At 48.3% G+C, this 16,935-nt stretch carries 17 protein-coding genes; 11 read left to right on the top strand and 6 right to left on the bottom strand.

Going from position 1 to position 16,935, the window contains the following annotated elements:
• The 5 genes from AB3N00_RS03260 to AB3N00_RS03240 all read left to right on the top strand — a co-directional run bounded on the left by AB3N00_RS03260 (position 1) and on the right by AB3N00_RS03240 (position 4,037).
• Positions 1 to 708: a metal ABC transporter ATP-binding protein gene (locus tag AB3N00_RS03260; protein ID WP_413033273.1), complete on the top strand. Its 708-nt coding sequence runs from the start codon at positions 1 to 3 to the stop codon at positions 706 to 708.
• Entirely contained in the window at positions 654 to 1,547 is an 894-nt protein-coding gene (locus AB3N00_RS03255; RefSeq protein ID WP_413033272.1) for a metal ABC transporter permease, read from the top strand. Before AB3N00_RS03260 ends, AB3N00_RS03255 begins: the two co-directional genes overlap by 55 nt.
• Positions 1,534 to 2,637 (top strand): metal ABC transporter substrate-binding protein, encoded by a 1,104-nt coding sequence (locus AB3N00_RS03250; RefSeq protein ID WP_413033271.1) that lies wholly within the window; start codon positions 1,534 to 1,536, stop codon positions 2,635 to 2,637. Before AB3N00_RS03255 ends, AB3N00_RS03250 begins: the two co-directional genes overlap by 14 nt.
• A gap of 83 nt (positions 2,638 to 2,720) precedes the next feature.
• Positions 2,721 to 3,275 (top strand): hypothetical protein, encoded by a 555-nt coding sequence (locus tag AB3N00_RS03245; RefSeq protein ID WP_413033270.1) that lies wholly within the window; start codon positions 2,721 to 2,723, stop codon positions 3,273 to 3,275.
• Positions 3,276 to 3,329: 54 nt separating this feature from the next.
• Complete coding sequence (locus AB3N00_RS03240; protein ID WP_413033269.1) at positions 3,330 to 4,037, top strand: M50 family metallopeptidase; 708 nt, start codon at positions 3,330 to 3,332, stop codon at positions 4,035 to 4,037.
• Between the two features lie 72 nt (positions 4,038 to 4,109).
• Here the strand turns inward: AB3N00_RS03240 and AB3N00_RS03235 are convergent, their stop codons facing one another.
• The 5 genes from AB3N00_RS03235 to AB3N00_RS03215 form a co-directional block, all read right to left on the bottom strand.
• The gene (locus tag AB3N00_RS03235) at positions 4,110 to 4,481 is read right to left on the bottom strand and encodes a DUF4363 family protein (protein WP_413033268.1); all 372 of its coding nucleotides are present in this window, start codon (positions 4,479 to 4,481) and stop codon (positions 4,110 to 4,112) included.
• 28 nt (positions 4,482 to 4,509) lie between these two features.
• On the bottom strand, positions 4,510 to 5,238 hold the full coding sequence (locus tag AB3N00_RS03230; protein ID WP_413033267.1) for a DUF421 domain-containing protein: 729 nt from the start codon (positions 5,236 to 5,238) through the stop codon (positions 4,510 to 4,512).
• Between the two features lie 241 nt (positions 5,239 to 5,479).
• A complete protein-coding gene (locus AB3N00_RS03225) occupies positions 5,480 to 6,343 on the bottom strand; it encodes an SDR family oxidoreductase (RefSeq protein ID WP_413033266.1) in 864 nt (287 codons plus the stop codon).
• On the bottom strand, positions 6,340 to 7,407 hold the full coding sequence (gene uxuA, locus AB3N00_RS03220; protein ID WP_413033265.1) for a mannonate dehydratase: 1,068 nt from the start codon (positions 7,405 to 7,407) through the stop codon (positions 6,340 to 6,342). The genes AB3N00_RS03225 and uxuA overlap by 4 nt, the downstream gene beginning before the upstream one ends.
• A 39-nt stretch (positions 7,408 to 7,446) precedes the next feature.
• Positions 7,447 to 8,118, bottom strand: coding sequence for a GntR family transcriptional regulator (locus tag AB3N00_RS03215; RefSeq protein WP_413035178.1), 672 nt, complete (start codon positions 8,116 to 8,118; stop codon positions 7,447 to 7,449).
• A gap of 264 nt (positions 8,119 to 8,382) precedes the next feature.
• Here AB3N00_RS03215 and AB3N00_RS03210 point away from each other — a divergent pair, with 264 nt between their 5' ends.
• Positions 8,383 to 8,685, top strand: a complete 303-nt coding sequence (locus AB3N00_RS03210) for an ArsR/SmtB family transcription factor (protein ID WP_175398529.1) — start codon at positions 8,383 to 8,385, stop codon at positions 8,683 to 8,685.
• A 100-nt stretch (positions 8,686 to 8,785) separates the two neighbouring features.
• Positions 8,786 to 10,186, top strand: coding sequence for an aldehyde dehydrogenase (locus AB3N00_RS03205; protein ID WP_413033264.1), 1,401 nt, complete (start codon positions 8,786 to 8,788; stop codon positions 10,184 to 10,186).
• Between the two features lie 111 nt (positions 10,187 to 10,297).
• On the opposite strand, the gene AB3N00_RS03200 is transcribed toward AB3N00_RS03205, so the two are convergent.
• Positions 10,298 to 11,212: an AraC family transcriptional regulator gene (locus tag AB3N00_RS03200; protein WP_413033263.1), complete on the bottom strand. Its 915-nt coding sequence runs from the start codon at positions 11,210 to 11,212 to the stop codon at positions 10,298 to 10,300.
• Positions 11,213 to 11,234: 22 nt separating this feature from the next.
• Between AB3N00_RS03200 and AB3N00_RS03195 the strand changes: the two genes are divergently transcribed.
• The 4 genes from AB3N00_RS03195 (at position 11,235) to AB3N00_RS03180 (ending at position 16,923) form a co-directional block, all read left to right on the top strand.
• A complete protein-coding gene (locus AB3N00_RS03195) occupies positions 11,235 to 11,384 on the top strand; it encodes a hypothetical protein (protein WP_413033262.1) in 150 nt (49 codons plus the stop codon).
• Positions 11,385 to 11,429: 45 nt separating this feature from the next.
• Positions 11,430 to 13,649, top strand: coding sequence for a glycoside hydrolase family 52 protein (locus AB3N00_RS03190; RefSeq protein WP_413033261.1), 2,220 nt, complete (start codon positions 11,430 to 11,432; stop codon positions 13,647 to 13,649).
• Positions 13,646 to 15,784, top strand: coding sequence for an alpha-glucuronidase family glycosyl hydrolase (locus tag AB3N00_RS03185; RefSeq protein WP_413033260.1), 2,139 nt, complete (start codon positions 13,646 to 13,648; stop codon positions 15,782 to 15,784). Before AB3N00_RS03190 ends, AB3N00_RS03185 begins: the two co-directional genes overlap by 4 nt.
• 71 nt (positions 15,785 to 15,855) lie before the next feature.
• Entirely contained in the window at positions 15,856 to 16,923 is a 1,068-nt protein-coding gene (locus tag AB3N00_RS03180) for an NAD(P)-dependent alcohol dehydrogenase (RefSeq protein ID WP_413033259.1), read from the top strand.
• Positions 16,924 to 16,935: the final 12 nt, after the last annotated feature.

Below are 16,935 nucleotides of genomic sequence, written 5' to 3'. Positions count from 1 at the left end.
ATGATTCTATCCTCCATGCGCGATGTGGTCTTTGGATATGGCAAAGAGCCTGTCATTGACCAACTGTCGCTGGATATTCACGTGGGTGAATTCGTGGGCATTACCGGCCCGAACGGTTCTGCGAAAACAACCATGCTGAAGTTGCTGCTGGGGCTGTTACAGCCCTGGAGCGGCACGGTACATATGAATGCTCAGAATAACCGTGGCAGCAAACTGGAGATCGGATATGTGCCCCAACAGGTGGCATCGTTTAATAGCGGATTTCCCAGTACAGTCATTGAACTGGTTCGATCAGGATGTTACCGCAAGCTTGGTCTCTTCCGCAGATTCAGAGGTGAACAGGAAGCTCTCGTGGAGCGAAGTCTGCGCGAGGTTGGCATGTGGGAATACCGGAATACGCGGGTAGGCGAACTGTCGGGTGGGCAGAAACAGCGAATATGCATTGCCAGAGCTTTGGCAGGACAGCCCCAAGTGCTTGTACTGGATGAACCCACAACGGGAATGGACCGCCGCAGCCGGGAAGGATTCTATAATCAGATGCGTCACTATGCAGATGTGCATGGGCTGACGATTGTTATGGTGACACATGGTCTGGAAGAGATGGGCAACCGATTGGATCGAACCATTGTCCTGGAACGGCAAGAAAGCGAGGAATGGCAGTGTTTGAGTACGAATTCATGCAGCGTGCTTTCTGGGCAGGCGGACTGATTGGAATCATAGCTCCCATTCTGGGTGTCTATCTGATGCTTCGGCGTCAGGTATTAATGGCGGATACATTGTCTCACGTTTCACTTGCCGGGGTTGCACTTGGTTCAGTTTTGAACCTTGATCCGGTTATTTGTGGTTTTGCCATCGCAGTCATTGGTGCACTGCTGGTGGAGCAACTGCGGCGTAATTACCTGACTTACAGTGAGGTCCCTGTAGCGATCATTATGACGTCAGGCTTGGCGTTAGCTGTTGTGCTTATGAGTCTGAAATCCAGTCTGTCCAAGACGTTTAGTTCCTATTTATTCGGATCCATTGTAGCTGTTAGCGATACACAGCTATGGATGATGGTGGCCGTGTGTGTGATCGGTTTGATTTTTTTCTTCGTGCTACGTAGACCGTTATACAATTTGACGTTTGATGAAGAGACAGCTTCCATCGGAGGCATTCAGGTCAAAGGTTTATCGTTTGCGTTTGCAGTACTTACGGGCCTGACGGTTGCTTCAGCTATGCCCATTGTCGGTGTGCTGCTTGTATCAGCCCTAATTGTGCTGCCGGCTGCGCTGGCTCTGAGAATCTCACGCAGCTTCGCAGCAGCCATAGTGATCGCCGTCATTACCGGGTTAATCGGGATCTTCGGCGGGTTGACTACATCTTACCATTTGAATACACCTCCAGGAGGGACGATCGCCCTCATTCTGCTGGCCTTTCTATTGACTGGAATATCAGCACAGAAGCTGATTCAACTATACAACCGTAAGCGTCATCGCAAGGAAAGAAAGCAGCAGCACGCAATTATATCCATACAATCAAGGGAGAATATACCACATGAAATTCAGTAAAAAATCAGCATTGGGACTATTGTTCAGTCTCACACTTATTGTATCAGGCTGCGGCCAAACGAAAACGGCATCCGAATCAGATGCCGCTCCAGCGAGCACTCCAGCAGCATTAGAGGAAAAATTAAACGTTCAGGTCAGCTTTTACCCCATGTATGAATTCACCAAAAATGTGGCGGGTGACCTGGCCGATGTTCATACACTTGTCCCGGCAGGTACGGAACCGCATGATTGGGAACCAACCCCGCAGGATATTGCAAGTATCGAAAAGGCCGATGTCCTTGTATATAATGGGGCTGGGATGGAATCATGGATTGATCAGGTTACAGACAGCCTGAGCAGCGAGACTCTCATTCAAGTGGAAGCCAGCCATGGAATCAATCTGCTTGAGGGCTCAGAAGAGCACGAGCATGAGCATGGCCATGCAGAATCAGCAGACACGCATGATCATGCGGGTGAATCCACTACGGAAGAACACGACCACGAGCATGCCGATGAAGCCACTACAGAAGACCATGACCACGACCATGAAACCGATGCAGAAGAAGGGCATACACATGATCATGGCGGACTTGACCCGCATGTGTGGCTGTCGCCTGTTCTGGCCATTCAGGAGGTACGGAATATAGAAGCAGGACTGGCGAAGGCTGCACCGGAGCATGCTGAACAGTTCAAGCAAAACGCTGATGCGTACATTGCCAAACTGGAAACATTGGATCAGGACTTCAAAGCGGCTGTGACAGACAGCAAACGAAAAGATTTCATTACACAGCATGCAGCGTTCGGATATCTTGCCCAGCAATATGGACTGAAACAGGTGCCGATTGCCGGTTTGTCTCCAGAGCAGGAGCCTTCTGCAGCACAGATGGCATCCGTTATCGATTTTGCCAAGGAACATCAGGTCAAAACGATTTTCTTCGAAACTCTGGTATCTTCCAAAGTATCCGAGACCATCGCCAGTGAAGTGGGTGCCAAAACGGCTGTGTTGAACCCGATTGAAGGATTAACTGAAGAGGAGATTGCAGCAGGAATGGACTATATCGGTGTTATGAAGCAGAATCTGGATGCCCTGAAACAGGCACTGAATGAATAAACATAAATCCATTTGATGCCAGTCATCGAAAAAGGTACAATGATACAACATGCTGAGGAATGGTGATGCCATTCCTTTGCCTTTTGCCACGCAGAGAGCACAGCGATGTGCTCTTTTCGTTGTATAAGCCGACCGGAGAACGATTGGGGGTACAGGAGGAGGAGACGCATATGGAACGAAGTGAAGAACTGGAAATTCTGCTAAGTCAGCAGCCGCCCCATATTTGGAGAAGACGCAAGCAGGAGCTTATGCACTGGACGGAGCGTGAAAAACATACGATATTAGCGAAGAAAACAGTGGTGTGGAACGGAGTTGAAGTGGATGCAGAGCTGCTCGAGGCACTATCCTTGCTTCAGCAAGCTGGCGTGATGACAGAGTTTTCATGTGCAGGTGTTAGTCCGCTTGATGAACCTGTAGACCATTCGCTGTATGCTTATGTTACACTTGTGCAAAGTGAAACCGCAGATCAATTTGTTCAATATGCGCTGAAGCGTATGCAAAATCGACTGCTTGTTACACTGGAAGTAGAGAAGGGTCGTTATGATATGTCTTCTTTTTTCATAGGACACAATCGAAGTTTCTGCTGGTGGATGACATATTGTGCAGCCCATTTCATGGAACGAAACGGGTTGAGCTAAGAAGCGTAGTATAAACGATAGGCATGTTACTCGGAGAGAAGGAGGGATACGGGATTGAATAAATGGCTCAAAACCATATTGTTTCTGGTGGCTTCCGTGTTTCTCACACGTTTTATTCCGTTTTCTTCGTTGTTCCGAAATCTGGATACGATGATTCATGAATTCGGCCATGCGTTGGTCACCCTGCTATTATCAGGCAAAGTTCTGCGTATCGAATTATATGCAGACCATAGCGGCGTTACCTATTCATCCATGCTGACACCAGGCAGATCCATATTGGTGTCCCTGGCAGGTTATATAACGGCATCACTATTTGCCTGGCTGCTATTCTACCTGTATCGTAAAGGCTTGCACATGTGGGGTCTGGGCATCATGACCGCTGTTGCACTTGTATCCCTTTTGTTATACGTAAGAGGAGAGTTCGGGATGTTATGGCTCACAGGGTTTATTGCCCTGAATGTCGTGATGATGATTTTTGGCGCCAAAATAGTGAAGTTTTATTATCTGTTACTGGCTTTCTTGACGCTGGAAGAGTCCGTGGTCAGTGCCATATATGTCGGACTGATGTCCTGGACGCAGCCTTCACGGGCAGGGGATGCAGCCAATCTCGCACAGCAGACTTTCCTGCCGGCCTTGTTCTGGGGAACCCTATTTGCTTTATTTGCACTCTGGTGTGCGAAGGGCGCGCTGAGTCTTTTTTTCCGCAAAGAGGGTTCAGTACGCAAGCCGCGCTCACGCGGTTTACGTCAGCGGAACGTTTAAACGCAACTTTAAGGCACTTCCTTTGGGATAAAGGAGGTGCCTTTTCCTATACATCGTGAATTGGTCTCAACACTAGTCGCCAAGGTTATTCCATAATACGTAGAAATAATGGATTTCTACTAGAGTTTCCTCTTCATTCTTTGCGGTGACACCTCCCTCAATTCGTGCGAGAGTACCCAGAATATCGTAAATCGTTTCACGCTCCACGCTGAACTGAATACGGTTGACGATTCGATCCCACGCCTGCATCGCATAATCAACTTGAGACTTGGCTTCAGTCCACTGTTTATCGTTCACCTGCTTTTCCAGCGTTTGGACGGATTCAAGCAAACGATCCTCGGTACCTAAAGGATTTTTGAGAAATGATCCGCTGGCCATAATGGCGATAAACAGAATCAGCATAAAAATCGGAAGCACATACAGTAACCAAAAACGAGTTTTCATTCAGCGGCCTCCTTGCAATTATGGAACGTTAGAAAGGTCCCTTGTAATCACCCATATCATTTTTTTCTGAAAAATGATCTTCAAAAAGATCGATATACAATTTATCGTTAGGCAAAATAGCCGCAAAAGCAATGTCCTGGACCGTAATATTTTTCTTTTTTAACTGTTCCGTTAGCCAACTGATATCCTTGTTTCGCTCCTTCAGGTTCTGCCTGATCAAGACACCATCGATAATCAGTTCGGTCATCAGTCTGCTTTGGGGTGGATGCATATGCATATCTTTGGCTGTAACCGGTTGATTCTCAGGTTTTAGTACAACGGAGAGACTGCCGTCCGGTTCAAGAATTGCATAGTCAAGTGTCGTGATGTCAAATACATCTTTTTGCCGCAGCATCATGGTCAGTTCGTCAAACTTTACACGCATTTTATGAAGGTTCTGTTCCAGGATTTTACCGTTCTGAATCACTAGGGTGGGATCGGAGTCCATCAGTTTGGAGATGGTTCGGTTTTTTAAGGTAATGAATTGAAAGATGATGGTGATTATTGTGAAAATAGTCAAAGCTACAAAGTGAATCCAGGCTTTGGTGGACAAATCGGTCGCAAAAGTGCCCGCGATGGAACCGATGGTAATGCCATTAATGTAATCAAAATACGTCAGGTTGCCCATCTGCTGTTTGCCGAGCACTCTTGTATAGATGATTAGAGTCAAAAAAGCGATAATGGAGCGTACAACAACAACCCATGTTTCTTCCATCATGTATGTATCACCTTCCTTCGCTTGGAAACAGGTGCATGGCACGTCTATTCGTCTAATAGTGACCAAGCTGCCAAGCGTATTTTGGACTATTACAAGCTTTTCCTTGGCTGGATGATCTTATTCTGAGGACGCAAAAACCCGAAACCGGGATTACACTCCTGGCTTCGGGTCAGCATGCGATACATCAATCAATGTTGCTAGTGAAGTTTTATCGTATATATTCACAAGTTTATGAGGGCACTCAGACGCCAGCGTATGCCATAAATCCGCCATCGACAGGGATGACGGTGCCTGTGACGAATGCAGACTGTTTCTCATCCGCCAGCCACATTAACGTACCGAGCAGGTCTTCCGGTTTGCCAAACCGGCGCATTGGGGTATGCGCAATGATTTTGCTGGAGCGTTCCGTAGGAGAGCCATCCGGATGAAGCAGCAGGTTGCGGTTTTGCTCTGTCAGGAAAAATCCTGGTGCGATGGCATTAACTCGAATCCCCGATTCGGCAAGATGCACGGCAAGCCACTGCGTAAAATTGTTGATTGCTGCTTTGGCAGCACTGTACGCTGGAACTTTGGTCATGGGGGACGGTGCACTCATGGACGAAATGTTAATGACTGTAGCGGGAACATCACGCTCGATCATTTGTCTTGCAAAGATCTGGGTAGGAATAAGAGACCCCACAAAATTGAGATCCATCACCTGGCGGAACCCATCCACACTGACGTCAAAAAAAGTAGTAACATCAGGCTGTTCGAGATCCTCCAGTCTGAAAATTTCGTTGGTGGTATTGGCACTGGCATGATTACCGCCTGCACCATTGATCAGAATGTCGCAGGGGCCCAGCTTTTCCAGTACAGTCGCCGCAGCGGCCTTCACACTATCCGCTTGGGTTACGTCACAAGCAACGGCAATAGCTATTCCACCAGCAGCTTCAATTGCTGCAGCAACTTCTTCACCTTTGGATACCGTACGATTGAGAATGGCGACACGGGCCCCGTGTCGTGCGAGTTCTTCAGCCATGGAGCGGCACAACACACCGGCACCACCTGTAATTACAGCCGTTTTACCTTTCAGACGGGAAGATGGTTCAGATAGATAGTCACTCATGCTTTTGCCCTCCTTTGCAGAGAATCCCAGACACCCCAGAGATACATAATACCCAGAGCGCGATCGTAGAGACCATAACCCGGTCTGCACTGTTCACCCCAGAGATGACGTCCGTGGTCCGGCCTTGCATATCCTTCAAAACCGATGTCGTGATAAGCCTCAACCACACCTGCGATATCAACATTTCCATCCTGGCTGCGGTGGGAGGTTTCAATGAAGTCGCCATTTTCATACACTTTGACATTGCGAATATGAGCAAACGGAATTCGGTCTCGGAATTCATGAATCATGCTGATTATATCATTCGCCGGGTTCGCTCCAAGAGAGCCGCTGCATAAGGTTACACAGTTGGAAGGGCTGTCATAAAGATTTAGATATTTGCGAAGATTATCCTGGCTGATGATAATTTTCGGTAATCCAAAGATAGGCCATGGCGGATCATCCGGGTGGATAGCCATTCGAATGCCGAGCCTTTCCGCCGTAGGGATAATCTCCTGCAGGAAATACCGGGCATGCTCCCACATATCTTCCTCTGTCACATTTTTATAGGCTTCAAAGAGACCTGTTAGGTATTGCAGCCGTTCAGGTTCCCAGCCTGGCATGGTTAATGCGGAATTTTCAGTAATACGCCGAACGAGCTCGAGCGGTTCAATATCCGCAAGTTTGCTGCTCTCATAGAAGAGTGCTGTGGAGCCGTCTTCCATTTCCTTATGAAGATCCGTACGCAGCCAGTCGAAGATGGGCATAAAGTTGTAACAGATGACTTTTACACCAACCTGAGCGAGCTTTTCCATCGTTTTTTTGTAATTGGCGATGTATTGATCCCTGGTAGGCAGACCCAGTTTAATATCTTCATGAATATTGACACTTTCAACCACATCCAGATGCAATCCTGCCTGATCCGCAGCCGCTTTGACAGCCAGTATTTTGTCCATCGGCCATTCATCGCCTGCTGGTACATCATGCAGCGCCCATACGATGCCTTCCACACCCGGAATCTGCCGGATATGATCAAGCGTCACCGTATCATTGCCTTCGCCAAACCAGCGAAAAACCATTTTCATCACGTTCACCTCATCAAGTGTAGTTAGAAAGAGAAGGACTTATCTTTGTTGAAAATAGGAAGGGTATGTATCCCGCAGGATGGCCAAATCCGTTACGGTCAGGTGAAGATGCTCCTGCATTATTCGCTCTGCCGTCTTGGCATCATGCTGCTGAATGGCCTCCACCATGGACCGGTGCTGATGGATCAAGTGGTCCCACTGGTGATCTGATGACAAACGAAGCATGCGGCTCCGATTAAGGTGCACGTTCATTTGCTGGATCACGGTCCATGTTTTGCTTTTGTTACAACCTGCAAAAAGGGTGCTGTGGAATTCCTCGTCCAGTTGGAACATTCGTTCATCATCCGGTTTGAGCAAACAAGCCTGCTGCTGAGCAAGGTTTTGCTCCAAAGCCTGCATCTCCTGATCCGGAAAGTGCAAGCATGCAAGCCGAATCACGGCTCGTTCAAGCTGTTCGCGCATGAAGCGTGCTTCCTCTACGAGATCTACCTGAATCAGGGAAACATATGTACCTCGCTGGGGATACACTTCAAGCAGTCCTTCTTGAGCAAGCCTTACAAAACTCTCCCGAACAGGGGTCCGGCTAACCTGGAATTCCAGTGATATCTCCTTTTCGGAGATGGCCGTGCCCGGAGGCAACTTGAGGCTTAGAATCAATTGCTTCAACGTGGCATAGACCACATCCCGTGTCGAGGAGGATTGCTTATTCATGGACGACAGACCGTTTATGGAAGACGACAAACCGGTTTTGGATGAGAACTTTGGGGGATATTCCACAACTTCAACTCCTTTATTGCCATACTACCATACTTGTATGGTAGTATGGAAGCGCTTTTATTCCATTTTAGATAAAAGTGTAGAATTATTGAGATTTGCGGACGTAAGAGGTACAATGATCATATTGCGTTTAAATGTTTAAACTAACTGACAATGAGGAAAAAGCCAGTAAAATAATGAACTGATCGAGGTGAAACCATGGGACAAGAAGCGTTAACCATTTTCCAGTCCTGCATTCCTTTGTTCCAGGTGCTCAGTGATAACCACCGCCAAGGAATCTTACTCACACTGACCGAGCGAGGCCAGATGACCGTTAATGAAATCACCGAACAATCCAGCCTGTCCAGGCCCGCGATATCCCACCATCTCAAATTGCTGCTTGAAAAAGGGCTAATCTCGGTAGAACAAAAAGGCACCCAGCGTTATTATTCCGCTTCCTTGAAGCCGTCTGTCGAGCGGTTGAAAGAACTGGTTGCAGCGCTGGAAAAAGAGTGTCTGTAGCCAGATATTTCACTTGTTCATGTAAACAGGCACACAGTTTCGTCGAATACGTTCGTTCGTTTAAACCTTTCATCAATGAAATGTAGAGGAGTGTTGAAATATGAGTACCCTGCAGGAACTAGACAGTCATGAGGTTAAGCTCATTTTGGAGCAGCATCATCAGTTCTTCCACTCGGGAGCCACTCGTTCGGCAGAAGCCCGGATTGCACGTTTAACTAAGCTGAAACAGGCTATTCGGAAGTATGAGTCGAGGCTAACCGAAGCATTGTATCAGGATTTGGGTAAAAGTGAGTTTGAATCATATACGACCGAAATCGGGTTTATGATGGACAGCATTACACACACCATACGAAAAGTGAAGAAATGGGTTAAACCCGTCAAAGTAAAAACCCGCGTGGCCCTGATCGGCTCCAAAAGCTACATTATTCCCGAGCCATATGGCTCGGTATTGATCATCGGTCCGTTTAACTATCCGTTTCAGCTTCTGATTGAACCGTTGATTGGTGCCATTGCCGCGGGAAATACCGCAGTGCTTAAAGCGTCTGAAAACACGCCAGCCGTCTCAACAGTTGTTCGTGAGATGATCGCCTCGGTTTTTGAACCAGCATACGTACATGTGGTGGAAGGGGGGAAGGATACAACAACATCTCTTATTAACGCTCCGTTTGACTATATCTTTTTTACTGGAAGTGTGCCGGTAGGAAAAATTGTCATGGAGGCAGCAGCCAAAAATCTCGTTCCCGTCACGTTGGAGCTTGGTGGCAAAAGCCCGGTCATTGTGGACGAGAGGGCGGACATTAAAGTGGCTGCCCAGCGCATCATATGGGGCAAGCTGCTTAATACAGGGCAAACCTGTATCGCACCAGACTATCTGCTTGTGCATGAACAGGTGAAGGAACAGCTGATCTCTGAGATGAAAGAAGTGGTAAAATCGTTCTTCGGTACAGACATTCAGCACAATCCGGATTACGGACGAATCGTCAACCAAGTTCATTTTAGACGATTAACGAACCTGATAGAACGGGATCAGAACAAAGTAATCTATGGCGGCCGTTCCGATGAAGTGGATCGTTTCATTGAACCCACATTCATCGATGCCGAGTCATGGGAAGCCGCCAGCATGGAGGATGAGATCTTCGGACCGATTCTGCCGATCATCAGTTATGGCCACATTAATGAAGCGATAGCCGGAATTTTGAAACGTCCCAAGCCGCTGGCTCTTTACCTGTTTACATCGGATGAACAAATTCAGGAGAAAGTGCTGAGTGAAGTATCTTTTGGAGGCGGCTGTATTAATGATACCCTTACCCATGTCGCCAATCCGTTATTACCGTTCGGAGGTGTAGGGCACTCGGGAATCGGTTCTTATCACGGACGCTATAGCCTCGAAACCTTCTCTCACATGAAAAGTGTGCTTAAAAAAAGCACGAAACTGAATTTGTCCATTTTGTACCCGCCTTATGAGGGCAAGCTGAAGACGATTAAACGTCTGTTAAAATAAATTCTTGCATAAATCCAATAAGCGGCTTTCAGTCCCACGATATGGATCGAAATGTTTATATTCATCTATATGATTGCACGCTCCTCTGCTTCGCGATACTGACAATCAGACTCACTGCACCGCAGGTTGTTCCTGTCTGTACCGTGAAGGAGACATGCCTGACCAACGCTTGAATTGGCGGCTAAAATGGGCAATATCCCTGTACCCGAGCATGGCGGCGATACTTTGAACCGACAGTTTCGGATTTCCAAGCAGAACCTTCGCTTCATGCAGAACCATCTCGGATAGCACTACACGCGGAGACTGACCGAATACCTGTTTGAACACACGATTACAATGCGAGGAGCTGATTCCCAGCTCGGCTGCAATGTCGTCAATCCCATAGTGGGTGTCCGATTCATGGCCTTGTTTAAATTGCTGGTTCACCAGCCCTTGCAGACGATTGCGAATCTGGTGGGCAAGTTCAATTCGTTCGTATCCTTCAGTGAACAGGTGTGCAGCCTCCTGGGAGACAGCCTCCCACAGGTGGCCGAACAATTCAAACACGGCGGACTGCAGCTGCATGCGCTGTACCATCGTATTTGAAGCTGTATTCTCATTCGCAGAATTCATTAATTTCTGCAGTACTGGCTCAATTTTTAACGTAACCGGGCTGTCTGAATGAAAGAGAACCTGCTTGATTCGGGCAAGCAAAGAGAGGAATAATTGATCATCGATATCAAAGTGCATGCAGAAATAGGTAAATCCCTGGCCGTTCTGGCTTTGGCTGGAATGAATGCTTCCCGGAGGAATCAGGAGCAGCTCGCCAGCCTTTTGTGCATACAATTGCCCGTTAACCGTCATGTGCTGCATACCCTCTGTCACATAGTTCAGTTCGTATTGGGGGTGTTCATGCGCCGGGTAATTCCAGTCCGATCCAACACTCCGCAGATGAATGGCGAACAGATTGACGGTGGTTTGCACATCCGGGTAGAACACTTCATGCACACTTTCACCGAGAGCTGGAGGCAAGTACGTAGAAGTCATTGGAAACCTCCTTTATAATAGTATGAAACGAAATGACAGGCTCGATCTAACGGATCGTTTGCCAAAGATTGAAAATGTAATCGCTTTAATTTATTATAATACACAGCTTGATTTGGGTAAATATCCGATTGATTTGTCCATGGTCTATGGCAGAATGCCCGTGGTAGGATGAGGCTATGAAAACGTATGCAAACCATTTTGAGAGGGGTCATCGTTCATGAGCACGTCCAAATCGATTTTTTATAATGCCCATCATTCACCGATTGGGGCTTTTGCAAGTTTTACACTTGGCTATAAGGGTGCCAAAGGCGGTCTCGGCTTAGAGCTGGGAAAACCTGCAGACCAAAATATATATATCGGATTACAATCCCGTGATGGCGGACATTATGAGGCACTGCCTTTCTTTGAAGCAACGGAGGATGAGAGTATACGATACGATGTGGAAAAACTGGAGAACACGGAGAATCCTTCAGGAGAAGAGGCAGGATCAGCGTCACAATCAGCAGCTTCAACCCGAGCTCAACGTCCGTTGATTTCAGCTTTTCGGGATGATGAAATTACGCGTGAATTCAAGTCCGGAACCGATACGTGGACAGCAGGAGATCTTACCTTCCGGATTTATTCGCCTGTACGTCCCGTACCCGAACCGAAGAGCGGTGATCTCGAAGAATTAAAAGATGCTTTGGTGCCAGCGGTTCTCGTGGAGATGACGATTGATAATACGCAAGGGAAGCAGTCACGCAAAGCATATTTTGGCTATCAGGGTAATGATCCGTACTCTGCGATGCGCATGATTGGCGGACCTGAGGGTGGAAAACTCACAGGGGTTGGACAAGGCAGGCTTACAGCGATTATGTCCGCTGATGACGGACTGTGGCCAGCTCTCGGGTTCACATTGGATAAAATTTTACAGGAAAAACACGTCGAGAATTTGGCCTTTGGCCTGGGCGGTACGGCTGCACTGTTGATGGAGGTTCCAGCCGGCGAGAAACGTACATATCGGTTTGCAGTATGTTTTTATCGCGGTGGAATTGTCACTTCGGGTTTGGACACGACGTATTGGTACACCCGCTATTTCACGGATATTCAAGAGGCAGGACAGTATGCGCTGGATCGTTTCGATGCACTGACTTCTTCTTGTGTGGAAGCAGAACAGCGTCTGGGAACGGCTGCCTTGTCGGATGATCAGGCATTCATGCTCGCTCATTCCATCCATAGTTACTATGCAAGTACACAACTGCTGGATGCAGATGGCGAACCGTTCTGGATCGTCAATGAAGGGGAATATCGGATGATGAATACCCTTGATCTGACAGCGGATCAGCTGTACTTCGAACTTGCTTTGAACCCTTGGACGGTTCGTAACGAGCTCGAGTGGTTTGTTAAACGTTACAGTTATACCGATCAGGTTCGGTTCCCTGGGGAAGAGAAGGAGTATCCAGGTGGATTGACCTTTACCCATGATATTGGTGTAGCCAATGTATTCTCTCGTCCGGGACATTCAGCTTATGAACTCGTGGGGATTGACGATTGTTTCTCTCAGATGAGCCATGAGGAACTTGTAAACTGGCTGTGCTGTGCAACGGTGTACATCGAACAGACAAAGGATCAGGCATTTGTGAAGGAAATGCTTCCTGTGATTCGGGATTGCTTCGATAGCATGTTGAACCGGGATCACCCGGATGAGGATCAGCGCAATGGACTGATGGGATTGGATAGCAGCCGTACCAAAGGCGGAGCAGAAATTACAACCTATGACAGCCTTGATGTATCGCTTGGACAATCGCGGAACAATATTTATCTGGCGGGCAAATGCTGGGCTGTATATGTGGCTTTGGAAAAACTGTTTGCCGCGGAGAAGCTCCTGGATCTATCCCTTCAGGCAGGCCGTCAGGCTGACCGCTGTGCAGCGAGTGTTGCAGCCCAATTGACGGAAGGTGGCTACATCCCAGCCGTCATTGCGGAAAATAACGATTCCCGTATTATCCCGGCGATTGAAGGTCTGGTATTTCCTTACTTTACAGGTTGTGAAGGCGCTCTCGATGTCAACGGCCGATTCGGTCCTTACCTGCAAGCCCTCCAAACACACCTCAAAACCGTTCTTGTACCTGGTACTTGTCTGTTTGAGGATGGGGGATGGAAGCTGTCCTCGACAAGCAATAACTCATGGTTAAGCAAAATATATCTGTCCCAGTTTATTACTAGAGAATTACTGGGCATGGAATGGGATGAATCCGGTCAGGCATCCGATGCGGCGCACGTGAACTGGCTGCTGCATCCGGAAGAGTCATACTGGTGCTGGAGCGACCAGATTCTGTCCGGTGTTGCCGTGGGCAGCAAATACTATCCGCGCGGAGTCACATCCATTCTGTGGCTGCTTGAAGGCAAGGGCAATCGTTTGGAACAGATCTATGCTAGCAAGGAGGCGGTACAATGAGTCGTTCAATCGTTCAAAAAAGCTTGGCCGGTCCACAGTATGATGCCTGGCTGGGATATCTCTCAGGTGAGCATAGTCGTAAAGGAGCTGCCATTAAGGCTGCTCCCGCCTGGGCGGAATGTATATATGCAATAGAGAATCACAAAGTTATCTCTACCGCTCTGGGAGAACTAACTCAAGGACTGGAGAAACTGTTTGGCGTAAAAGCGAAGACCGTAACAGCTGCCCACCAAGCAGATGAGCAGGCTTTGAATGCTTCAGGTGTATGGATTGGCACGTGGTCAGCGAATCCATTCGTTGCACAAGCCTTTAGTGAAAGTGAGCGTGCTGCGGTTCAAGGCGAAGGGTATATCATTCGAGAAGACGAGGAACAAGGCAGACTTTGGATTGGTGCAGAGACACCTCAAGGTGCGCTGTATGGTACATTCCATCTGCTCAGGGAGCTGGTTCTGGACCAAGGCCGTTCAAGTGGAACAGATCCATCTGCGAAAAAATGGAGCCATATTACCGAGCAGCCCCGCAATGCACTGCGAATGATCAACCAGTGGGACAATGTGGACGGCAGCATTGAACGCGGATATGCCGGCGAATCCATTTTTTATGAAAATGGAGAGTTCACACGTGATTTCGGACGCATTCGCGATTATGCACGGCTGCTTGCCTCCACCGGTATCAATGCCATATCGATCAACAATGTCAACGTGCATCAGCGTGAAACGCTGTTTCTGACGGAACGCTTTTTGAGTGATGTTGCCCGAGTGGCCTCCGAATTCAGAGACTATGGCATTCGACTGTTCCTCAGTGCCAACTATGCAAGCCCGATGGAGATTGGCGGATTGCTTACGGCAGATCCACTGGATGAACAGGTACGCGAATGGTGGAATATCCAGACCGCCAAGGTGTATGCCGCTATCCCTGATTTTGGGGGTTACCTGATCAAAGCAGATTCCGAAAACCGCCCAGGTCCTTTCACGTATAATCGGGACCACGCCGATGGAGCGAACATGCTCGCTGAAGCGCTTCGTCCATTTGGCGGGCTGGTTATCTGGCGCTGCTTCGTCTATAACTGCAAGCAGGATTGGCGTGATCGTTCCACGGACCGTGCGCGGGCCGCATATGACCACTTTAAGCCGCTGGATGGACGATTTGCAGATAACGTCATTTTGCAGATCAAGAATGGTCCGATGGATTTTCAGGTTCGGGAGGCTGTTTCTCCACTGTTTGGAGCGATGGAGAAGACGAATCAGGTGCTTGAATTTCAGATTACCCAGGAGTATACGGGCCAGCAACGGCATTTGTGTTATTTAATTCCACAGTGGAAAGAAGTTTTGGACTTTGACACGTACGCCAAGGGTCAAGGATCGGAAGTTAAACGTATTGCGGATGGATCGCTGTATAACCGGCCTTATAGTGGTTTTGCAGCCGTATCCAATATTGGTGCAGATGCCTGCTGGACCGGACACCCGCTTGCCCAAGCCAATCTGTACGGATATGGCAGACTTGCCTGGAATCCAGAGCTGTCTTCTGAGGAGATCGCCGATGAATGGGTCAGACTGACATTTGGTCATGATGAAGAGGTTGTTCAGCGGATCTCCGGCATGCTTTTGAACTCCTTGGACATTTATGAGAATTATACGGCACCACTCGGAGTAGGCTGGATGGTTAATCCAGATCACCATTACGGTCCCAACGTGGATGGTTACGAATATTCCAAATGGGGAACGTATCATTTTGCCGACTGTCATGGCATTGGTGTAGATCGAACCGTGAAAAGCGGTACAGGCTATACTTCGCAGTATCACCGGGAGAACGCTGAACGATATGAATCTGTAGAAACGTGCCCCGATGAATTATTGTTATTTTTCCATCATGTTCCTTACACGCATGTGCTGCATTCAGGCAAGACGGTCATTCAGCATATCTATGACACACACTTCAAAGGTGCTGAGCAGGCAGAAGTCTTGGCAGAAACATGGAGAAAGCTTGAGGGCAAAATAGATCCTGAAATATTTGAAAAGGTCGCTTCGCGTCAGGAAGACCAAGCAGAACATGCGAAAGAATGGCGGGACATGATCAATACGTATTTCTATCGCAAGAGCGGCATTGAGGACGAACAGGGGCGAACTATCTATTAATAGAGCCGTGAAGCACGCAGACCCTGTTTTCATTAGGGACATCATTGGCAACCATGAGGAGGCGGAAACGTATGGGACAGCATCAATTACCAGAGACCATGAAAGCAGCTGTAATGACTGAACCGGGACGAATCATCATCGAAGAACAGGTTGTACCCCAGCCTGCAGAGGACGAAGTTCTTATTCAGGTCATGGCAGTGGGCGTCTGCGGGTCGGATGTACATTATTTTGAACATGGAAGAATCGGCAGATTTGTAGTAGAGAAGCCCATCATCCTCGGGCATGAATGCGCAGGTATCGTTGCCGCTGTGGGCTCCAACGTATCGCGGTTGAAGGCTGGGGATCGGGTCGCTATTGAACCAGGCGTCACTTGCGGACGCTGTCCGGCTTGTAAGGAAGGACGCTATAACTTGTGTCCTGATGTACAATTCCTTGCAACCCCTCCGGTGGATGGCGCATTTGTTCAGTACATGACCATTCGAGAAGATATGGTTTTTCCGATCCCGGATCATCTGTCCTTCGAGGAAGCAGCCATGAACGAGCCATTTTCAGTGGGCATTCATGCAGCACGCCGCAGTAAGCTGGCTCCTGGAACAACACTTGCAATTATGGGCATGGGACCTGTCGGACTGATGGCAGTGGCTGCTGCAAAATCATTCGGTGTCGACAAGATCATTGTTACGGATCTGGAAGAGGTCAGGTTGGAAGCCGCTCGCCGCATGGGAGCCGCGCATACCATTAATGTGCGAAAGGAAGATGCACTCGCAGTCATTCGTGAGTTAACGAACGGGGTCGGTGTGGATACAGCCTGGGAAACTGCAGGAAACCCCAAGGCACTCCAGTCTGCCTTGTATTCACTGAGACGGGGAGGCAAACTGGCCATCGTAGGCCTGCCGGCACAGGACGAGATTGCACTGAATGTTCCTTTTATCGCGGACAATGAGGTTGATATTTACGGTATATTCCGATATGCCAACACGTATCCGGCGGGTATTGAGTTTCTAAGCTCTGGTCAGCATGATGTGATGTCCTTGATCACTGACCGTTACTCTTTGGATGAAACTCAACAAGCGATGGAACGGGCGCTGCACAACAAGAGCGGCAGTCTGAAAGTGATGGTATATCCAAACGGCATGTGAGTTGCTACGAAG

The sequence above is a fragment of the Paenibacillus xylanilyticus genome, assembly GCF_047246825.1.
Lineage (GTDB): Bacteria > Bacillota > Bacilli > Paenibacillales > Paenibacillaceae > Paenibacillus > Paenibacillus xylanilyticus_B.
This window is presented reverse-complemented; position numbering and strand designations above follow the sequence as displayed.